The organism is Pantoea sp. CFSAN033090 (genome assembly GCF_001264395.1).
Taxonomy (GTDB): domain Bacteria; phylum Pseudomonadota; class Gammaproteobacteria; order Enterobacterales; family Enterobacteriaceae; genus Pantoea; species Pantoea agglomerans.
This window is the reverse complement of record NZ_LGYX01000033.1, coordinates 14,247-31,989: the sequence shown is the minus strand read 5'-3', so window position 1 is coordinate 31,989 and position 17,743 is coordinate 14,247. Positions and strand designations below refer to the sequence as shown.

The window sequence follows — 17,743 nt, the reverse complement described above, 5'->3', positions numbered from 1 at the left end:
TTAAGTTTGATTTGCTTAAACAAGTTAAGCGGTGCTCATCTGTAAAACGTCATAATGAATTTCATTATGTGTTCACTCGTGAGGCTTGATATTTTTTTACGTCCGGAGACGCTGATATCAATCCTGCGAGTGCCCACACAGATTGTCTGATAAATTGTTAAAGAGCAGTGCGAACAGTGCGTTAGCGTCCTGTCGCGAGGTGGCGTATATTACGCTTTCCTCCTGCAGAGTCAACCTCTTTCTCAGAAGTTTTTCTCCGGCGGCGCAGTCTCCTGTGCCTTTCAACCCGCTTCCCGTTGCCGGTGTGCCGTGTTGATGGATGCGCATTATAGGGAGTTGTCTGAGAGGCGCAACCCATAAATTGCATAAAAAAGAGCGTTCGCTGCATTCCACAGCAAAAGCGGCTGTTATACGCAGTTACACACAATGTTATCCACATTAGTCGGGCCAGATAAATTTAGGCGAGCATCACGCAAACGTTTTCGCTACAATGCCGGGCGAAGTTCCGGACACCCCTTTTCGGGGCGTTACCTGAGGTTTTTGATTTTTTCTTCCTATATAGAGAAGAGAAAACCGCTGTAAAGCCTGATGTAACGCTCTTATATACGCGAAACAAAGCCAAGGGATAAACCACCATGCAACAAACTCGTCCTGTACGCCGCGCATTGCTCAGTGTCTCTGACAAAGCCGGTATCCTCGAATTTGCTCAGGCGCTCTCAAGTCGCGGTGTCGAACTGCTCTCCACAGGCGGAACAGCTCGCCTGCTGGCGGATGCGGGTCTGGCTGTCACAGAAGTCTCTGACTACACCGGCTTCCCGGAAATGATGGATGGACGCGTCAAAACCCTGCATCCCAAAGTGCATGGCGGCATTTTAGGTCGTCGCGGCCAGGATGATGCCATTATGGCGCAGCACGACATCAGCCCAATCGACATGGTGGTCGTTAACCTCTATCCCTTTGCACAGACCGTCGCCCGTGAAGGATGTTCACGGGAAGATGCAGTGGAAAATATCGACATCGGTGGCCCGACCATGGTGCGCTCTGCTGCCAAGAACCATAAAGATGTGGCAATCGTGGTCAGCAGCGGCGACTACGATGCGATCATTGCCGAAATGGATGCCCATGAAAATGGCCTGACGCTTGAGACCCGTTTCGATCTGGCAATCAAAGCGTTCGAACACACCGCCGCGTATGACAGCATGATCGCTAACTACTTTGGCAGCCTGGTGCCCGCCTATCACGGTGATCGTAATCAGCCCGCCGGCCGTTTCCCGCGTACCCTGAATCTGAACTTCATTAAGAAGCAGGATATGCGCTACGGTGAAAACAGCCATCAGGATGCTGCCTTCTATATAGAAGAGAATATCACTGAAGCTTCAGTGGCGACGGCCCGGCAGGTTCAGGGTAAAGCGCTCTCCTATAACAACATTGCTGACACGGATGCTGCACTGGAGTGCGTCAAAGAGTTCAGTGAACCCGCCTGCGTCATCGTCAAACATGCGAACCCTTGTGGCGTAGCGACCGGTGACTCGCTGCTGGCAGCCTATGATCGCGCTTACCAGACCGATCCGACCTCCGCATTTGGCGGCATCATCGCCTTTAACCGCGAGCTGGATGAAGCAACTGCGCAGGCCATTATCAGCCGCCAGTTTGTTGAGGTGATTATCGCGCCAGCGGTTTCCGAGGCCGCGCTGAAAATTACCGCCGCGAAGCAGAATGTCCGTGTCCTGATCTGCGGCCAATGGCAAAACCGTACTGCTGCACTGGATTTCAAACGCGTCAACGGGGGTCTGCTGGTACAGGATCGCGATCTCGGCATGGTTGATGCCAGCCAGCTGCGCGTCGTCAGTAAACGTCAGCCAACCGAACAGGAACTGCGTGATGCGCTGTTCTGCTGGAAAGTAGCGAAGTTCGTTAAGTCTAACGCCATTGTTTATGCACGCGACAACATGACCATCGGTATCGGTGCCGGACAGATGAGCCGTGTCTATTCCGCTAAGATTGCCGGCATTAAAGCAGCCGATGAAGGGCTGGAAGTAAAAGGATCAGCCATGGCGTCGGATGCCTTCTTCCCGTTCCGTGATGGTATTGATGCGGCAGCCGCGTCAGGCGTGAGCTGCGTCATCCAGCCTGGCGGCTCCATCCGCGATGAAGAGGTGATTGCGGCGGCTGATGAGCACGGCATTGCCATGATCTTCACCGACATGCGTCACTTCCGCCATTAATCGTTCTGGAGAGAAACAGATGAAAATTTTAGTAATCGGCAATGGCGGACGTGAACATGCTCTGGCCTGGAAAGCTGTCCAGTCGCCGCTGGCGGAAACCGTGTTTGTGGCACCGGGTAACGCGGGCACCGCATTAGAGCCTGCGCTGCAGAATGTCGCGATTAGTGCAACTGATGTCCCTGCCCTGCTTGAGTTTGCCCGGCGTGAAAAGATTGATCTGACGATTGTCGGCCCCGAAGCGCCGCTGGTGATTGGCATCGTGGATGCCTTCCGTGAGGCCGGGCTGGCTATCTTTGGTCCGACTCAGGCCGCTGCGCAGCTGGAAGGCTCTAAAGCTTTCACCAAGGATTTCCTGGCGCGTCATAAGATCCCGAGTGCGGAATACCAGAACTTCACCGAGGTTGAGCCCGCTCTCGCGTATCTGCGTGAGAAAGGCGCCCCTATCGTCATCAAAGCCGACGGCCTGGCCGCAGGTAAAGGCGTGATTGTGGCGATGACGCTGCAGGAAGCTGAGGATGCGGTTCAGGATATGCTGGCCGGAAACGCCTTTGGCGATGCCGGACACCGCATTGTGATTGAAGAGTTTCTGGATGGCGAAGAAGCCAGCTTCATCGTGATGGTGGACGGCGAGCATGTGCTGCCCATGGCCACCAGCCAGGATCACAAACGCGTGGGCGATGGCGATACCGGTCCGAACACCGGCGGAATGGGTGCCTACTCTCCGGCTCCGGTTGTCACCGATGAGATCCACCAGCGCGTTATGGATCAGGTTATCTGGCCGACCGTGCGCGGCATGGCGGCTGAAGGCAACGTCTATACCGGTTTTCTCTATGCCGGCCTGATGATCGATCACACCGGGCAGCCGAAAGTGATCGAATTCAACTGCCGCTTCGGCGATCCGGAGACTCAGCCGATCATGCTGCGTCTGCAGTCGGATCTGGTCGATCTTTGCCTGGCCGCCTGTGACGGTAAGCTGGATCAGAAAACGTCACAATGGGATCCCCGCCCTGCGCTGGGTGTGGTGCTGGCGGCGGGCGGTTATCCGGGTGACTACGCTCAGGGCGATCAGATTCACGGCCTGCCACTGGAAGAAATGGCTGACGGCAAGGTATTCCACGCCGGAACACGGCTGGAAGAGGACCTGGTGCTGACAAACGGTGGCCGCGTATTGTGCGTAACCGCGCTGGGCGACGATGTGGCCGCGGCACAAAAGCGGGCTTATGAGCTGACACAGCCAATCTCATGGCAGGGCAGCTTCTGTCGCCGCGATATCGGCTACCGCGCCATTAATCGCAAATAAGTTCAGGGGGCACCAGGTGCCCCCTTTTCAATTCACATATCTTCTTCTGTCGGCTGCTGTGAGCAGTCATCCTGCTGACTGACCCGCAATAGCTGTATCCCTTCCGGCGCTTCAAGCCATGACACCATCAGCGGTGTTGATGCGCGGCGTTGCTGCTGTGTCAGCATCTGCAGAGCGTCGGCGTCAAAAGCGGGTCTGACCTGCTGGCCTTCGCAACTCTCCAGCACATTGTTTCCCAGCCAGTGTCCCTGTCTGAGGAACACCTGACCGCTTAATAGCGCATCGCTGAGGTTACGCATCCGCTCGGCATCAAACTTATAGAGCTCAACCGCATCCGGGCTGACCGCTTCACGCCGGCCTGAAAGCTGGCGCTGCATAAAGTTAAGACCGCCAGCCTGGTCAAAGCGCAGGGTCACATCATCAGGCTGGTTGCCCTTCACCTGACGCTGGATGCTGATCAACGACTCTTCCAGCCAGACATAATCCGTCACTTCACCCTCACCGCCACTGAACGGCGTATAGAAGGTGCGGATATGGACCGACTGGTGGTCGCTGTTTTTACGCCAGATACGAACAACACCACGATCGGCAAGATAGCCACTGGCAGAAAAGGGGGGAATATCCGGAGTAGAGCTGCAACCGAAAAGAAAAAGGGAGAGAAACAGAACAGATAAACGCTGAAACAGCGGGGTCATGATGGCTGGCCTCTTAAACAAAAGGGGCGAAACGCCCCCTGTTTTAAAGCTTAACCGCAGTGCGACGTCTTACTTAACGGCGTCTTTCAGCGCTTTACCAGACACGAATGCCGGTACATTTGCTGCAGCGATTTTGATCTCTTTGCCAGTCTGCGGGTTACGACCGGTACGCTCAGCGCGGTGGTTCACTTTAAAAGTACCAAAACCAACCAGTTGTACAGCATCACCATCTTTCAGAGACTCAGTGATCGCAGCCAGAGTAGATTCCAGCGCTGCCTTTGCCTGGGTTTTAGACAGGTCAGCTTTTTCTGCGATCACATCAATCAGTTGAGTCTTGTTCATAAGTTATCCTTAAAGTGTATTTATCGCTTGCTAAGCAACGAGTGCGAGGGAAAAGCCATATTCTGGCACTCTTCTGCCTGCACGCACCGATAGCCACAATTTTCAGCCCCCCAAATGTAGACCAGACAGGGGGCCAATGTGAAGCCTCCAGGCGCGCTAATTCGGGCCTGAAGTCACGTTTTATCGCCTTACTGCTGGAAATTTATACCGATGTTGCTAATTCCCGCTTCACGCAGGTCAGATCGCAGACCTTTAATCAATTCAAGGTCGCGCTCTTCACACTCCGCCAGCAGGCGGAAAATCTCCCACTGAAGGTCCCACTCATCGATGATAGCCGGGTTTTCACGCAGCTCTTCGTCGGTCATTTCGCGTCCAGCCTGGGTCATTTCCAGCATGGCGATAGTAGTAATTGAGGTCTCGCTGACTTCAATTGCATGCTCAAGAGTTTCACCGCTCAGCTGCGCATGTACGACTTCGCTCAATGCCACACAGGCATCGATAGCCGGATAAACGCCGTAAACCTCAAACGCATCACCATCAGGAATGGCGGCTTCGAGCTTTTCCAGCTGGCTGTCGAAGTTAATCTTCGCATCTTTGACCGTCAGGTTTTCCCAGATCAGATCAAGAATGCGGCGATAGAGTGCCGGATCGGCAAATTCAGTCTGCTCGCAGAACGCACGATAGTTGGGATACATGCGCTCGCACAGGCAGGCCATAAAAGTAAGGTGCTGCCAGCTTTCCAGCTTCGCCAGACGCAGATGAACGGGATTTTGTAACATAAAGGTGGCTCTTATTCGTTTCGCTGGCCGCAGTGTAACTGCAAAACCGCAGCACAAACAGTGTTAAAGCGCGTTTTGCCAGCGCTGGAAAGCGGTTCGGTTCGAGGCAACCGCGTCGGCCCAGCGGGTCGGTTCCGGCAGCCGGTAACCACGCGTACAGTTTTCGACCCACTGCAGCGCGGTATCCAGGCTGACACGATGGCCGGTGGCGACAAACAGCGGATTACACCGCAGCTTGCTGCGCCATACCCAGCCTATCTGCTCACCTTTGTCGATCAGTGGCTGACGACTGCCAGGCTGCGCATCCAGATCGGCAAAACGGCCACACAGGCGACTTTTCGCGACACCAATGGTGGGCACATCGACCAGCAGGCCAAAATGTGACGCGACGCCAAGTCGTCGTGGATGCGAAATACCGTGTCCATCCACAAACAGCAGGTCCGGCTTTTGCTCCAGCATCTGCCAGGCGGCCATCAGCGCTGGATATTCACGGAATGAGAGAAAGCCCGGAATATAGGGCATGGTGGTCTCAACGCGTGCGATGCGGTGCTCCACCAGCTTTAAGGAGGGATACTCCAGTATCACCATCGCCGCCCGGGTAATGGTGCCTTCCTGCTCAAATCCAACGTCCGCCCCGCCGATAAAGCGGGGTGGCAGCACATCAAAGTCATCTTCACGCACCACATCAGCGGCGCGTTGTAACTGCTCAGCGCGAAGTGCGGCAATATCCATGATTACTCCTGATGCCAGGGACGTGATAAACGGTGTACCGCCTCAACAAAGACGCCCGCATTTTCCGGTGGCACATCCAGATGAATACCATGACCCAGATTAAAGACATGCCCGGTGCCCGAGCCAAAGCGCTCCAGGATCCCAGCCACTTCCTGTTCTATGCGCTCAGGTGCCGCATAGAGCATAGAAGGATCCATGTTGCCCTGCAGGGCGACTTTGTCGCCCACGCGACGGCGTGCATCATCAATATCGGTGGTCCAGTCGAGACCCAGCGCGTCACAACCGGTGGCGGCCATCGCTTCCAGCCACTGTCCGCCGCCTTTGGTGAAGAGCGTCACCGGCACGCGGCGACCGTCGTTTTCACGCAGCAGGCCATCGACAATTTTGTGCATGTAATGGAGTGAGAATTCGCGGTAATCACGACCGGTCAGCACGCCGCCCCAGGTATCAAATACCATAACGGACTGCGCACCGGCGCGGATCTGAGCATTGAGATAGAGGATGACGCTGTCGGCCAGCTTATCCAGCATCGCGTGGAGCGTAGCGGGATCGGCATACATCATCTTCTTAATTTTGGTAAACGCCTTGCTGCTCCCGCCTTCCACCATATAGGTGGCCAGCGTCCACGGACTGCCAGAGAAGCCAATCAGCGGCAGGTCGCCGTTCAGGTTCTTACGGATGGTACGGACAGCATTCATCACATAGCCCAGCTCCATTTCGGGATCGGGCACCGGTAAACGCTCAACGTCAGCGCGGCAGGTCACAGGGTTTGAGAAACGCGGGCCTTCGCCGGTTTCAAAGTAGAGACCCAATCCCATCGCATCCGGAATGGTCAGGATGTCACTGAAGAGGATGGCGGCATCCAGCGGATAACGGCGCAGCGGCTGCAGGGTAACTTCACAAGCCAGCTCGGCGTTTTTACACAGCGACATAAAGTCACCCGCCTGGGCGCGTGTCGCTTTGTACTCCGGCAAATAGCGCCCGGCTTGTCGCATCATCCAGACCGGCGTGACATCAACCGGCTGACGTAACAGGGCACGCAAATAACGATCGTTCTTCAGTTCACTCATCTCAACACTCTCTCAATAACAGGCGTGTAGTGTAGCACTTTCACACTTCGGCGCGGCACAGGGCGACGGTATCTTCAATCAGGCGGCGCGCCACGGTGCCTGGCGGTGGCAGCAACGGCAGCTCATCAAAACGGAACCAGGCCGCATCCAGCAGCTCTTTACCGTCGTGCTGCAGATCGCCGCTGTCATACTCCGCCATAAAGGCTGTCATCAGCGATTGCGGGAAGGGCCACGGCTGGGAGGTAACGTAACGGACGTTTTTGACGCGGATATTGCTCTCTTCCATCACTTCGCGGGCAACGGCCTGCTCCAGCGTCTCGCCCACCTCCACGAAACCTGCCAGCACGGTGTAGACCTTGTTGCGATGGCGGGCATGATTCGCCAGCAGGATTTCATCACCGCGACGGATAGCCACAATGATGCAGGGTGCGATCTGCGGATAGTAACGCTCGCGACAATGGCTGCAGAGACAGGCAAATTCATGTTTGCTTTGGTGCATTTCATGGCCGCAATAGCCGCACCAGCGATGAGAACGGTAGAATTCCGCCAGTTGCACACCGCGACCCACCAGCTGAAACAGCGCCACATCCTGATCGATCAGCTGTCGTACTGAGAACATATCGGCAGAACGCGGCTCACAAATCAGCCAGACTTTTTCGCCCTGCCACTCACCGATGGTCCGGGCTTTACTGCCGGTCAAACCAAATTTTTCGGCGTTTCCGTGGGGTAAATCACCTTGTGGTAACCAAAGTTTCTGTTCATGGCTGACAATCCACCATCCAGCGTCTACGCTTGAGATTTCGCATTGCATTTATTTCGTCATCCTTAGCGTCAACTCGCACGCTGAAGTCCTGATGTTAAGTGTGTAGATAAACAACTATAACTCACATGGAGTTAGATATGCTTAACCAGTTAGACGTCCTGGCTGAACGCGTAGGTGGCAGTAATGAACTGGTCGATTCGTGGCTTGAAGCCCGTCGTCAGCTACTGGTGACCTATTATCACCTGGTCGGACTTAAACCAAACAAAGAGGCGCTGACGCGTCTTGATGAGCAGGCTCTGGACAACTTCTGTCACGGTCTGGTCGATTATCTTTCTGCGGGTCACTTCAGTATCTATGAACGCGTGATCAGTGAAATGAGTGGCGACAGCCCGATGATTGCCGCCGCACAGATCTATCCACCGCTGGAAGCCAATACTGAGCGTCTGATGCAGCTGTATGACGGCCACCTGCAGCAGGCGATCGACGACGAGAACTGCATGACCTTCCAGCAGGCACTCTCCGAAGTGGGTGAAGTGCTGGAAGCACGCTTTACGCTGGAAGATAAGCTGATCCAGCTGGCATGGGATAACCAGCTTGTCCCCCCGCCGGTAGCCAATGACAGCCATATCGCGCGTCCGGCTTAATCATCATCTCCGGCAAAGGGGTTGAGATTATCCCGTAGCCCTTTTATGCTGAACAGGTTCTGAGGAGAGTGCTCCAAAGAACTTTTTTGATTTTTGCTTTGAAATATAAGGTTTTTACACTTGGCTCTGTTATCAGACACCCGCGTAAAAACCGCTTCTTGTCGGAGTGCCCAGTTGGGCTGAGACCGTTAATTCGGGATCCGCGGAACCTGATCAGGTTAGAACCTGCGAAGGGAACAAGAGTAAATATTCTCTGTATGCCAGCATGCTAACGCTGTCTATACGGTTACTCCTTCCGAACTCCGGACAAGCATCGTTCCCCCTTAACAGGAAGATTGCTATGTCTGACCAAAAAACAACCCGTCGTGAACAGCGTGCCCAGGCGCAGGAATTTATTGATTCCCTGCAAAGCGGCAGTGCATTTCCCCAGTCCCGCCGCATCTGGATTACCGGTAGCCGCGAGGATATTCGCGTTCCCATGCGTGAAATCGTGCTAAGCCCGACTCACATCGGCGGCAGCAAAGAACAGCCTCTCTATGAGCAGAACGAAGCGGTACCGGTCTATGACACGGCGGGTGCCTATGGCGATCCCGCGGCACAGATCGATGTTCATCGGGGCCTGGAAAAGCTGCGCGCCCGCTGGATTGCTGAACGCGACGACAGCGAACTTCTCGAACAGAACAGCTCAGGCTATACCCAGCAGCGGCTGGCTGACGAGGGGCTGGATCATCTGCGTTTCGATCAACTGCCGACACCGCGCCGTGCCCGCGCAGGCTGCTGCGTCACGCAATTGCACTATGCCCGCCAGGGGATCATCACCCCGGAGATGGAATTTATCGCACTGCGGGAAAACATGGGCCGTGAGCGAATCCGCAGTGAGGTATTGCTGCAACAGCATCCTGGCCACAGTTTTGGCGCGCATCTGCCAGCCAGTATCACGCCCGAGTTTGTGCGTCAGGAGGTCGCTGCCGGACGTGCCATCATCCCTGCCAATATCAATCACCCTGAATCAGAGCCGATGATCATTGGCCGCAACTTTCTGGTTAAGGTCAATGCCAACATCGGTAACTCGGCGGTGACCTCTTCTATTGAGGAAGAGGTGGAAAAACTGGTCTGGTCGACTCGCTGGGGTGCCGATACGGTGATGGATCTCTCTACCGGTCGTTATATTCATGAAACGCGCGAATGGATTTTGCGAAACAGCCCGGTGCCAATCGGTACAGTGCCGATTTATCAGGCGCTGGAAAAAGTGAATGGCGTGGCCGAGGCGCTGAACTGGGAAATATTCCGCGATACGCTGCTTGAGCAGGCGGAACAGGGTGTCGATTACTTCACTATCCACGCTGGCGTGCTGCTGCGTTATGTCCCGATGACGGCGAAACGTCTGACCGGAATTGTATCGCGGGGTGGATCTATCATGGCGAAATGGTGCCTGTCGCATCATCAGGAGAGCTTCCTGTATCAGCACTTCCGGGAGATTTGTGAAATCTGCGCCGCCTATGATGTCTCCCTGTCGCTGGGCGATGGCCTTCGTCCGGGTTCCATTCAGGATGCCAACGATGAGGCGCAGTTTGCCGAACTGCGTACCCTGGGCGAACTGACCCGTATTGCCTGGGAATATGACGTTCAGGTCATGATTGAAGGCCCGGGGCACGTCCCGATGCATATGATCCGCCGCAACATGACCGAACAGCTCGACCTGTGCGATGAAGCCCCCTTCTACACCCTTGGCCCGCTGACCACCGACATCGCGCCCGGCTATGACCATTTCACCTCCGGTATCGGTGCTGCCATGATTGGCTGGTTTGGTTGCGCCATGTTGTGTTACGTCACGCCCAAAGAGCATCTGGGTCTGCCGAACAAAGAGGATGTGAAGCAGGGATTGATCACCTACAAAATAGCAGCGCATGCCGCCGATCTGGCGAAAGGCCATCCGGGTGCGCAGATCCGTGATAACGCCATGTCCAAAGCGCGCTTTGAGTTCCGCTGGGAAGATCAGTTTAATCTGGCGCTGGATCCCCATACGGCGCGGGCTATGCATGATGAAACCCTGCCGCAGGAGTCGGGCAAAGTGGCCCATTTCTGCTCGATGTGCGGCCCTAAGTTCTGCTCGATGAAAATTTCCCAGGAGGTGCGCGAGTTCGCAGCACGTCAGGATACGCGCGCCGAGCCCGTTGAAGTGGGCATGGCGCAGATGTCAGACCGTTTTCGTCGGCGCGGCGGTGAGCTTTATCATCCCGCCGATGCCATTAAGGAGGAGTAACAATGCCCGCATTTCCCGCTACCGCCCCGCGCCTGGGGCTTTATCCGGTGGTTGATAGCCTCGACTGGATTGAGCGCCTGCTGAAGATGGGCGTTCGTACGCTGCAGCTGCGCATCAAAGATCAGCCCGATGAGATCGCCGAACCCGCCATCGCTCAGGCGATTGCACTGGGTAAACGCTATGACGCGCGCCTATTTATCAATGACTATTGGCAGCTGGCGATAAAGCATCAGGCTTATGGCGTGCATCTGGGTCAGGAGGATCTCGATGTCGCCGATCTTGCCCGGATTCATCAGGCAGGATTGCGTCTGGGGCTCTCCACCCATGACGATGCTGAACTGGACCGCGCACTGGCAATCCAGCCCTCTTACATCGCGCTTGGACATATTTTCCCGACGCAGACCAAAGAGATGCCTTCTGCGCCGCAGGGCATTGAGCAGTTAAAGCGGCATCTGACGCGCCTGACGCATATCCCCACCGTGGCAATTGGCGGTATTTCGATTGCTAGGGCACCTGACGTGCTGGCAACCGGCGTAGGGAGTATTGCGGTGGTGAGTGCGATTACCCAGGCAGATGACTGGCGTGAAGCAACACGTACTTTGCTGGCGCTGGCAGAGCCTCACCAATAAGGATTTGTGGAAGCTGTCCCGCATAGCGGCTGCAAAACCAGTAACGCCAGCGTTTCTGCCGGGAAAGCGACGCGCAAAAGCGTATGTTGCCGCTGGCGTGCTCTGATCCAAAACCTTAACGTGGCCTCCGTCAGGTTAAGGTTATCTGACCAGGGCCGGTTCCCTCCTCTTGCCGGCCCTGCTTCTTCTTTTCGCTATGCGAGAGTTGAAGCTGAAATCTGCGTCTCATGCTGGCACGAGAGCATGGCGCGTTCGACGGCTGCACCCACCAGCGCCAGCGCCTTTTCAGTCTGCTCGTTGATCGGCAGCCCGTAGTTTAAGCGCAGACAGTTACGGTATTTACCCGAGGCCGAAAAGAGTGAGCCTACGGCTATCTGAATTTTTGACTCGCGCAATTCGCGATTGAGCCGGACCGCATCAAACGCTTCGGGGAGCTCTATCCACATCAGAAAACCGCCCTGAGGACGGGAAACGCAGATGCCGCAGGGAAAGTAGTGGCGCACCCAACAGCTAAAGGTTTCATAGTTACGATGATAGATTTGCCGCATCCGGCGCAGATGGGGCTGATAATGGCCCTGGCGGATAAACTCGGAGACCGCATGCTGAGGCTGTGTGGCGGTGGAACCTGTGACGATATATTTCATGTGCAGTACACGGTCGCGATAGCGGCCGGGTGCAACCCAGCCGACACGCAAACCTGGCGCCAGCGTTTTGGAAAAGGAGCTGCACAGCAGAACCCGGCCATCGAGATCCAGCGCTTTAATGGTCGCTGGGCGCGGATATTCCCAGGCTAACTCACCATAAACATCATCTTCAATGACCGCCGCGTCAAACCGCTGCGCCAGGGCCAGCAATGCCCGCTTACGCGGCTCAGGCATGATAAATCCCAGCGGATTATTACAGTTCGGCACAACAACGACTGCTTTAATCGGCCATTGATCAAACGCCAGTTCCAGCGCTTCCAGGCTGATGCCGGTTACCGCATCGGTTGGGATCTCAATGGCACGAATGCCAAATCCGCGCAGGGTTTGCATGATCCCGTGAAACGAAGGTGACTCAACGGCAATGATATCGCCCGGCTCGCAGACCGCACGCACGGCTACCGATAAGGCTTCATGACAGCCGGTGGTAATAACAATATCATCGGCGGTGAGCTGGCAACCGCTATCTATCGCCAGTCGTGCAACCTGTTGCCGCAGTGCGAGAACACCATAGAGGTTGTCATAATTGAGCAGCGCGATGTCCTGCTTCTGTGCCTGACGGCTGAAGGCTTTCCACAGCGGCTTAAGCGTCGGCTGCGTCAGATCGGGCATGCCGCTTCCCAGCTGCAACACATCATCTTCCAGACGGCTGTTAATCAGCTCCAGCACCGCATCCCACTGCGTTACCTCAACCGGCCGCTGTGCGGGACGGGTCAGCGCAGGCATCGGGGGCGTCGCCTTACGCGAGGCCACAAAATAGCCAGAGCGCGACTGCGGCGTAATCATCTGCTTCTCTTCCAGCAGATGATAAGCCTGCTGCACGGTGCTGATACTGACGCCATGTTCGGCACTCAGACTGCGTACCGAGGGCAGGCGCTCACCACTGCGATATAAACCTTGTTCAATACGCTGAGCCAGCAGCGTGGCCAGATGTTCATATCGCGTCATTGTATTTCCTCTGACTCAGGAGCTGAGCATTAACCGGTACAGTTATGTCTCTTTTTTACCATTCAGATCGCCATTACCGCAATCTGTATGTTAAAGAAAGGTGATTTTTGCGTCTGTATCATACAGAGCGATCCGCTGAGAATAGTCCTCAGACAATTCACTGAGGGCACTATCATGGGATACGACGAGAATCGCGCAGCTAAACCGTTCACAGGCACGCCTTACCAGCTGGTTCGTTACTTGTGGCGCAGTTATAAACGCTGGCAGCTGCGGCGTGAGACGCGCGTCATCCTGTCGAAGCTGAGTGACAGTCAGCTGAAAGACATTGGCCTTGGCCGTAACGACTGGAATGCCTGAATCAGAGACAAAAAAAAACCCTGCCGAGGCAGGGTTTTTATCAGGTAAAGGACGATTAATCGTCTTTGTTGCCGCCGAGACCGGCGTTCAACAGTTCAGCCAGGCTGGCTGAGGCTTCATCCGCAGTAACCTGCGGTGCAACCGGAACTTCACCTGCCGCTTTGCGGCGCATACGATCCTGATGGTACGCATAACCGGTACCGGCCGGGATCAGACGACCCACGATTACGTTCTCTTTCAGGCCGCGCAGTTCATCGCGCTTACCTGCTACTGCTGCTTCGGTCAGGACACGCGTGGTTTCCTGGAACGATGCTGCAGAGATGAACGATTCGGTAGCCAGTGACGCTTTGGTAATACCCAGCAGGTCACGCATGAAGGTTGCGCCAACTTTTCCGTTCGCTTCCAGATCACGGTTAGAGATCTTGATGCGAGAGAATTCAGCCTGCTCACCTTCCAGGAAGTCTGCACTTCCTGCGCTCACGATGGTTGCTTTACGCAGCATCTGACGAACGATGACTTCGATGTGCTTATCGTTAATCTTAACGCCTTGCAGACGGTAAACTTCCTGCACTTCGTTAGTGATGTAACGGGTCACCGCATGCACGCCACGCAAGCGCAGGATGTCATGTGGAGACTCTGGGCCATCGGAAACCACGTCACCGCGCTCAACACGTTCACCTTCGAACACGTTCAGCTGACGCCATTTCGGAATCATCTCTTCGTACGGCTCACTGCCATCCAGCGGAGTGATGACCAGACGACGCTTACCTTTGGTCTCTTTACCGAAGGAGATGATGCCGCTGATCTCCGCCAGAATAGCTGGCTCTTTCGGACGACGCGCTTCGAACAGGTCAGCAACGCGTGGCAGACCACCGGTAATATCCTTGGTACCGCCAGATTCCTGCGGAACACGCGCCAGCGTGTCACCAGCACTGATCTTCACGCCATCTTCCAGCTGAACAATCGCTTTACCAGGCAGGAAGTACTGAGCCGGCATGTCGGTGCCCGGGATCAGAACGTCATTGCCGTTGGCATCAACAATTTTCAGCGCAGGACGCAGATCTTTACCGCCCGCAGTACGTTCAGCACTGTCCAGAACCACCAGCGAAGAAAGACCGGTTAAGTCATCTGTCTGACGGGTAATGGTCTGGCCATCAACCATGTCCGTGAAGCGAATGAAACCGCCCACTTCGGTGATGACTGGCATGGTATGCGGATCCCAGTTTGCGACGGTTTCGCCCGCTGCAACCTGCTCACCATCACCTTTCGCCATGGTAGAACCATAAGGAACTTTATAGCTCTCTTTGGTACGACCAAATTCGTCGATCATTTTCAGTTCAACGTTACGCGAGGTGATCACCAGCTTGCCTGCCGAGTTCGTTACCGACTTAGCGTTGGTCAGCTTGATGGTACCTTTGTTCTTCACCTGAATGCTGGATTCAGCAGCCGCACGTGATGCCGCACCACCGATGTGGAACGTACGCATCGTCAGCTGTGTACCTGGCTCACCGATGGACTGTGCCGCGATAACACCGATCGCTTCACCTTTGTTGATGATGTGACCACGTGCCAGGTCGCGACCATAGCAATGCGCACACACACCAAAGTCGGTTTCACAACCTACTACTGAGCGGACTTTCAGGCTGTCGACTGAGTTCAGTTCCAGCACGTCACACCAGTGCTCATCGAGCAGCGTGTTGCGTGGAACCAGAATATCAGCAGTACCCGGCTTCAGAACGTCTTCAGCGGTCACACGACCCAGAACACGTTCACGCAGTGGCTCTTTAACGTCGCCACCTTCGATGACAGGTGTCATCATGATGCCTTCGTGTGTACCACAGTCATCTTCGGTAACAACCAGATCCTGTGCAACGTCAACCAGACGACGCGTCAGATAACCGGAGTTCGCCGTTTTCAGTGCGGTATCCGCCAGACCTTTACGAGCACCGTGGGTTGAGATGAAGTACTGGAGTACGTTCAACCCTTCACGGAAGTTCGCCGTGATTGGTGTTTCGATGATGGAGCCATCTGGCTTCGCCATCAGACCACGCATACCGGCCAGCTGACGAATCTGTGCAGCAGAACCACGCGCACCGGAGTCAGCCATCATAAAGATGCTGTTAAAGGAAACCTGTCGCTCTTCTACGCCGTCACGGTTAATAACGGTTTCGGTTGAGAGGTTTTCCATCATCGCCTTAGCAACACGTTCGTTGGCTGCTGCCCAGATATCGATGACTTTGTTGTAACGTTCGCCTGCGGTTACCAGACCAGACTGGAACTGCTCCTGGATCTCAGCCACTTCAGCTTCCGCTTCGGTGATGATTTCCACTTTCTTCTCTGGAATAACCATGTCGTCGATGCCGACAGACGCGCCTGAACGGGCTGCGTAAGCGAAACCGGTGTACATGGTCTGGTCAGCAAAGATAACAGTCGGCTTCAGGCCCAGAATGCGGTAACAGGTGTTCAGCATTTTGGAGATAGCTTTTTTGCCCAGCGCCTGGTTAACGATGGAGAAAGGCAGACCTTTTGGCACGATCATCCACAGGATGGCACGGCCAACAGTGGTGTCGATGATGCTGGTTTTAGCAACCCACTCATCCTGCTCATTTTTCTCGTGTTCGGTGATACGCACCTTAACGCGAGCATGCAGCGATGCGAGGCCAGCGCGATAAATACGCTCAGCTTCTTTCGGGCCAGTCAGCACCATGCCCTCGCCTTTGGCGTTAACACAGTCACGGGTCATGTAGTACAGACCCAGTACAACGTCCTGAGAAGGAACGATGATTGGCTCGCCGTTCGCAGGTGACAGGATGTTGTTGGTCGACATCATCAGCGCACGTGCTTCCAGCTGGGCTTCCAGCGTCAGCGGTACGTGAACAGCCATCTGGTCACCATCGAAGTCGGCGTTGTATGCCGCACAAACCAGCGGGTGCAGCTGGATCGCTTTACCTTCGATCAGAACCGGTTCAAAGGCCTGAATACCCAGACGGTGCAGCGTAGGCGCACGGTTCAGCAGAACCGGGTGCTCACGGATCACTTCGTCGAGGATATCCCAGACAACCGCTTCTTCGCGCTCAACCATTTTCTTCGCGGCTTTGATGGTGGTGGCCAGGCCACGCAGTTCCAGCTTGCCGTAAATGAACGGTTTGAACAGTTCGAGTGCCATTTTCTTCGGCAGACCGCACTGATGCAGGCGCAGGTATGGACCTACGGTGATAACCGAACGACCAGAATAGTCGACACGTTTACCCAGCAGGTTCTGACGGAAACGACCCTGCTTACCTTTGATCATGTCAGCCAGCGATTTCAGCGGACGCTTGTTGGAACCGGTGATCGCACGACCGCGACGACCGTTGTCCAGCAGTGCATCGACCGCTTCCTGCAACATACGCTTTTCGTTGCGCACGATGATATCTGGCGCAGCCAGATCCAGCAGGCGTTTCAGGCGGTTGTTACGGTTGATCACGCGACGATAAAGATCGTTCAGATCCGACGTTGCGAAACGGCCACCATCCAGCGGTACCAGCGGACGCAAATCCGGTGGCAGAACAGGCAGCACGGTCAGGATCATCCACTCTGGCTTGTTGCCAGACTGTACGAACGCTTCCAGCAGCTTGATGCGCTTGGTCAGTTTTTTACGTTTGGTTTCGGAGTTAGTTTCGTTCAGCTCTTCACGCAGCTGCTCGCACTCCTGCTCCAGATCCATGTTTTTCAACAGGGCCTGGATCGCTTCGGCGCCCATTTTGGCGTCGAACTCGTCACCGAACTCTTCCAGAGCGTCAAGGTACTGCTCTTCAGTCAGAATCTGACGCTTCTCGAGGTTGGTCATGCCACCTTCGATTACCACGTAAGATTCAAAGTAGAGCACGCGCTCGATGTCACGCAGTGGCATATCCAGCAGTAAGCCGATACGCGATGGCAGTGACTTCAGGAACCAGATGTGCGCAGTCGGCGACGCCAGTTCGATGTGGCCCATACGCTCACGGCGTACTTTAGTCTGGGTCACTTCAACGCCGCACTTCTCACAAATCACACCACGGTGTTTCAGGCGCTTGTATTTGCCGCACAGGCACTCATAGTCTTTTACCGGCCCGAAGATACGGGCACAGAACAGACCATCGCGCTCTGGCTTAAAAGTACGGTAGTTAATGGTTTCTGGCTTTTTCACTTCACCAAAAGACCAGGAACGGATCATGTCTGGCGAAGCCAGCGCAATTTTGATCGCATCAAACTCTTCGGTCTTAGTTTGCGCTTTCAGAAACTTAAGTAAGTCTTTCACGGATTAGCTCCCGTCG

14 protein-coding genes and 1 riboswitch are annotated in these 17,743 nt (G+C 55.1%); of the genes, 6 read left to right on the top strand and 8 right to left on the bottom strand.

Annotated elements, in window-relative coordinates; all coding sequences use genetic code 11:
• Window positions 1-635: 635 nt before the first annotated feature.
• Together purH and purD are read left to right on the top strand one after the other, a co-directional pair.
• Entirely contained in the window at window positions 636-2,225 is a 1,590-nt protein-coding gene (gene purH / locus AFL22_RS22205) for a bifunctional phosphoribosylaminoimidazolecarboxamide formyltransferase/IMP cyclohydrolase (RefSeq protein ID WP_052272171.1), read from the top strand.
• 19 nt (window positions 2,226-2,244) lie between these two features.
• A complete protein-coding gene (purD, locus tag AFL22_RS22200; protein WP_052272170.1) occupies window positions 2,245-3,525 on the top strand; it encodes a phosphoribosylamine--glycine ligase in 1,281 nt (426 codons plus the stop codon).
• Between the two features lie 32 nt (window positions 3,526-3,557).
• On the opposite strand, the gene AFL22_RS22195 is transcribed toward purD, so the two are convergent.
• The 6 genes from AFL22_RS22195 to nudC form a co-directional block, all read right to left on the bottom strand.
• A complete protein-coding gene (locus tag AFL22_RS22195; protein WP_039387146.1) occupies window positions 3,558-4,220 on the bottom strand; it encodes a DUF1481 domain-containing protein in 663 nt (220 codons plus the stop codon).
• A gap of 69 nt (window positions 4,221-4,289) precedes the next feature.
• The gene (gene hupA / locus AFL22_RS22190) at window positions 4,290-4,562 is read right to left on the bottom strand and encodes a nucleoid-associated protein HU-alpha (protein ID WP_003850136.1); all 273 of its coding nucleotides are present in this window, start codon (window positions 4,560-4,562) and stop codon (window positions 4,290-4,292) included.
• Between the two features lie 188 nt (window positions 4,563-4,750).
• Complete coding sequence (locus AFL22_RS22185) at window positions 4,751-5,341, bottom strand: YjaG family protein (RefSeq protein ID WP_010261070.1); 591 nt, start codon at window positions 5,339-5,341, stop codon at window positions 4,751-4,753.
• 63 nt (window positions 5,342-5,404) lie between these two features.
• Complete coding sequence (gene nfi, locus AFL22_RS22180) at window positions 5,405-6,073, bottom strand: deoxyribonuclease V (protein ID WP_010261068.1); 669 nt, start codon at window positions 6,071-6,073, stop codon at window positions 5,405-5,407.
• 2 nt (window positions 6,074-6,075) lie between these two features.
• Window positions 6,076-7,143, bottom strand: a complete 1,068-nt coding sequence (gene hemE / locus AFL22_RS22175) for a uroporphyrinogen decarboxylase (RefSeq protein WP_010672222.1) — start codon at window positions 7,141-7,143, stop codon at window positions 6,076-6,078.
• Between the two features lie 40 nt (window positions 7,144-7,183).
• Window positions 7,184-7,954: an NAD(+) diphosphatase gene (gene nudC, locus AFL22_RS22170; protein WP_010672223.1), complete on the bottom strand. Its 771-nt coding sequence runs from the start codon at window positions 7,952-7,954 to the stop codon at window positions 7,184-7,186.
• An 89-nt stretch (window positions 7,955-8,043) separates the two neighbouring features.
• On the opposite strand from nudC, the gene AFL22_RS22165 reads away from it, so the two are divergent.
• The 3 genes from AFL22_RS22165 to thiE all read left to right on the top strand — a co-directional run bounded on the left by AFL22_RS22165 (window position 8,044) and on the right by thiE (window position 11,442).
• The gene (locus AFL22_RS22165) at window positions 8,044-8,550 is read left to right on the top strand and encodes an Rsd/AlgQ family anti-sigma factor (protein ID WP_010261059.1); all 507 of its coding nucleotides are present in this window, start codon (window positions 8,044-8,046) and stop codon (window positions 8,548-8,550) included.
• A gap of 152 nt (window positions 8,551-8,702) precedes the next feature.
• Window positions 8,703-8,803: riboswitch (TPP riboswitch) on the top strand.
• A gap of 87 nt (window positions 8,804-8,890) precedes the next feature.
• Window positions 8,891-10,813 carry a phosphomethylpyrimidine synthase ThiC gene (thiC, locus tag AFL22_RS22160; RefSeq protein ID WP_010261057.1) on the top strand — a complete coding sequence of 641 codons (1,923 nt, stop codon included), beginning with the start codon at window positions 8,891-8,893 and terminating at the stop codon, window positions 10,811-10,813.
• Window positions 10,814-10,815: 2 nt separating this feature from the next.
• Window positions 10,816-11,442, top strand: coding sequence for a thiamine phosphate synthase (thiE, locus tag AFL22_RS22155; RefSeq protein WP_033768363.1), 627 nt, complete (start codon window positions 10,816-10,818; stop codon window positions 11,440-11,442).
• Between the two features lie 194 nt (window positions 11,443-11,636).
• On the opposite strand, the gene AFL22_RS22150 is transcribed toward thiE, so the two are convergent.
• Window positions 11,637-13,091 (bottom strand): PLP-dependent aminotransferase family protein, encoded by a 1,455-nt coding sequence (locus AFL22_RS22150; RefSeq protein ID WP_010672226.1) that lies wholly within the window; start codon window positions 13,089-13,091, stop codon window positions 11,637-11,639.
• Window positions 13,092-13,265: 174 nt separating this feature from the next.
• On the opposite strand from AFL22_RS22150, the gene AFL22_RS22145 reads away from it, so the two are divergent.
• Window positions 13,266-13,448, top strand: a complete 183-nt coding sequence (locus AFL22_RS22145) for a DUF1127 domain-containing protein (RefSeq protein WP_033787304.1) — start codon at window positions 13,266-13,268, stop codon at window positions 13,446-13,448.
• 55 nt (window positions 13,449-13,503) lie between these two features.
• Here the strand turns inward: AFL22_RS22145 and rpoC are convergent, their stop codons facing one another.
• On the bottom strand, window positions 13,504-17,727 hold the full coding sequence (rpoC, locus tag AFL22_RS22140; RefSeq protein ID WP_010261049.1) for a DNA-directed RNA polymerase subunit beta': 4,224 nt from the start codon (window positions 17,725-17,727) through the stop codon (window positions 13,504-13,506).
• Window positions 17,728-17,743 lie beyond the last annotated feature (16 nt).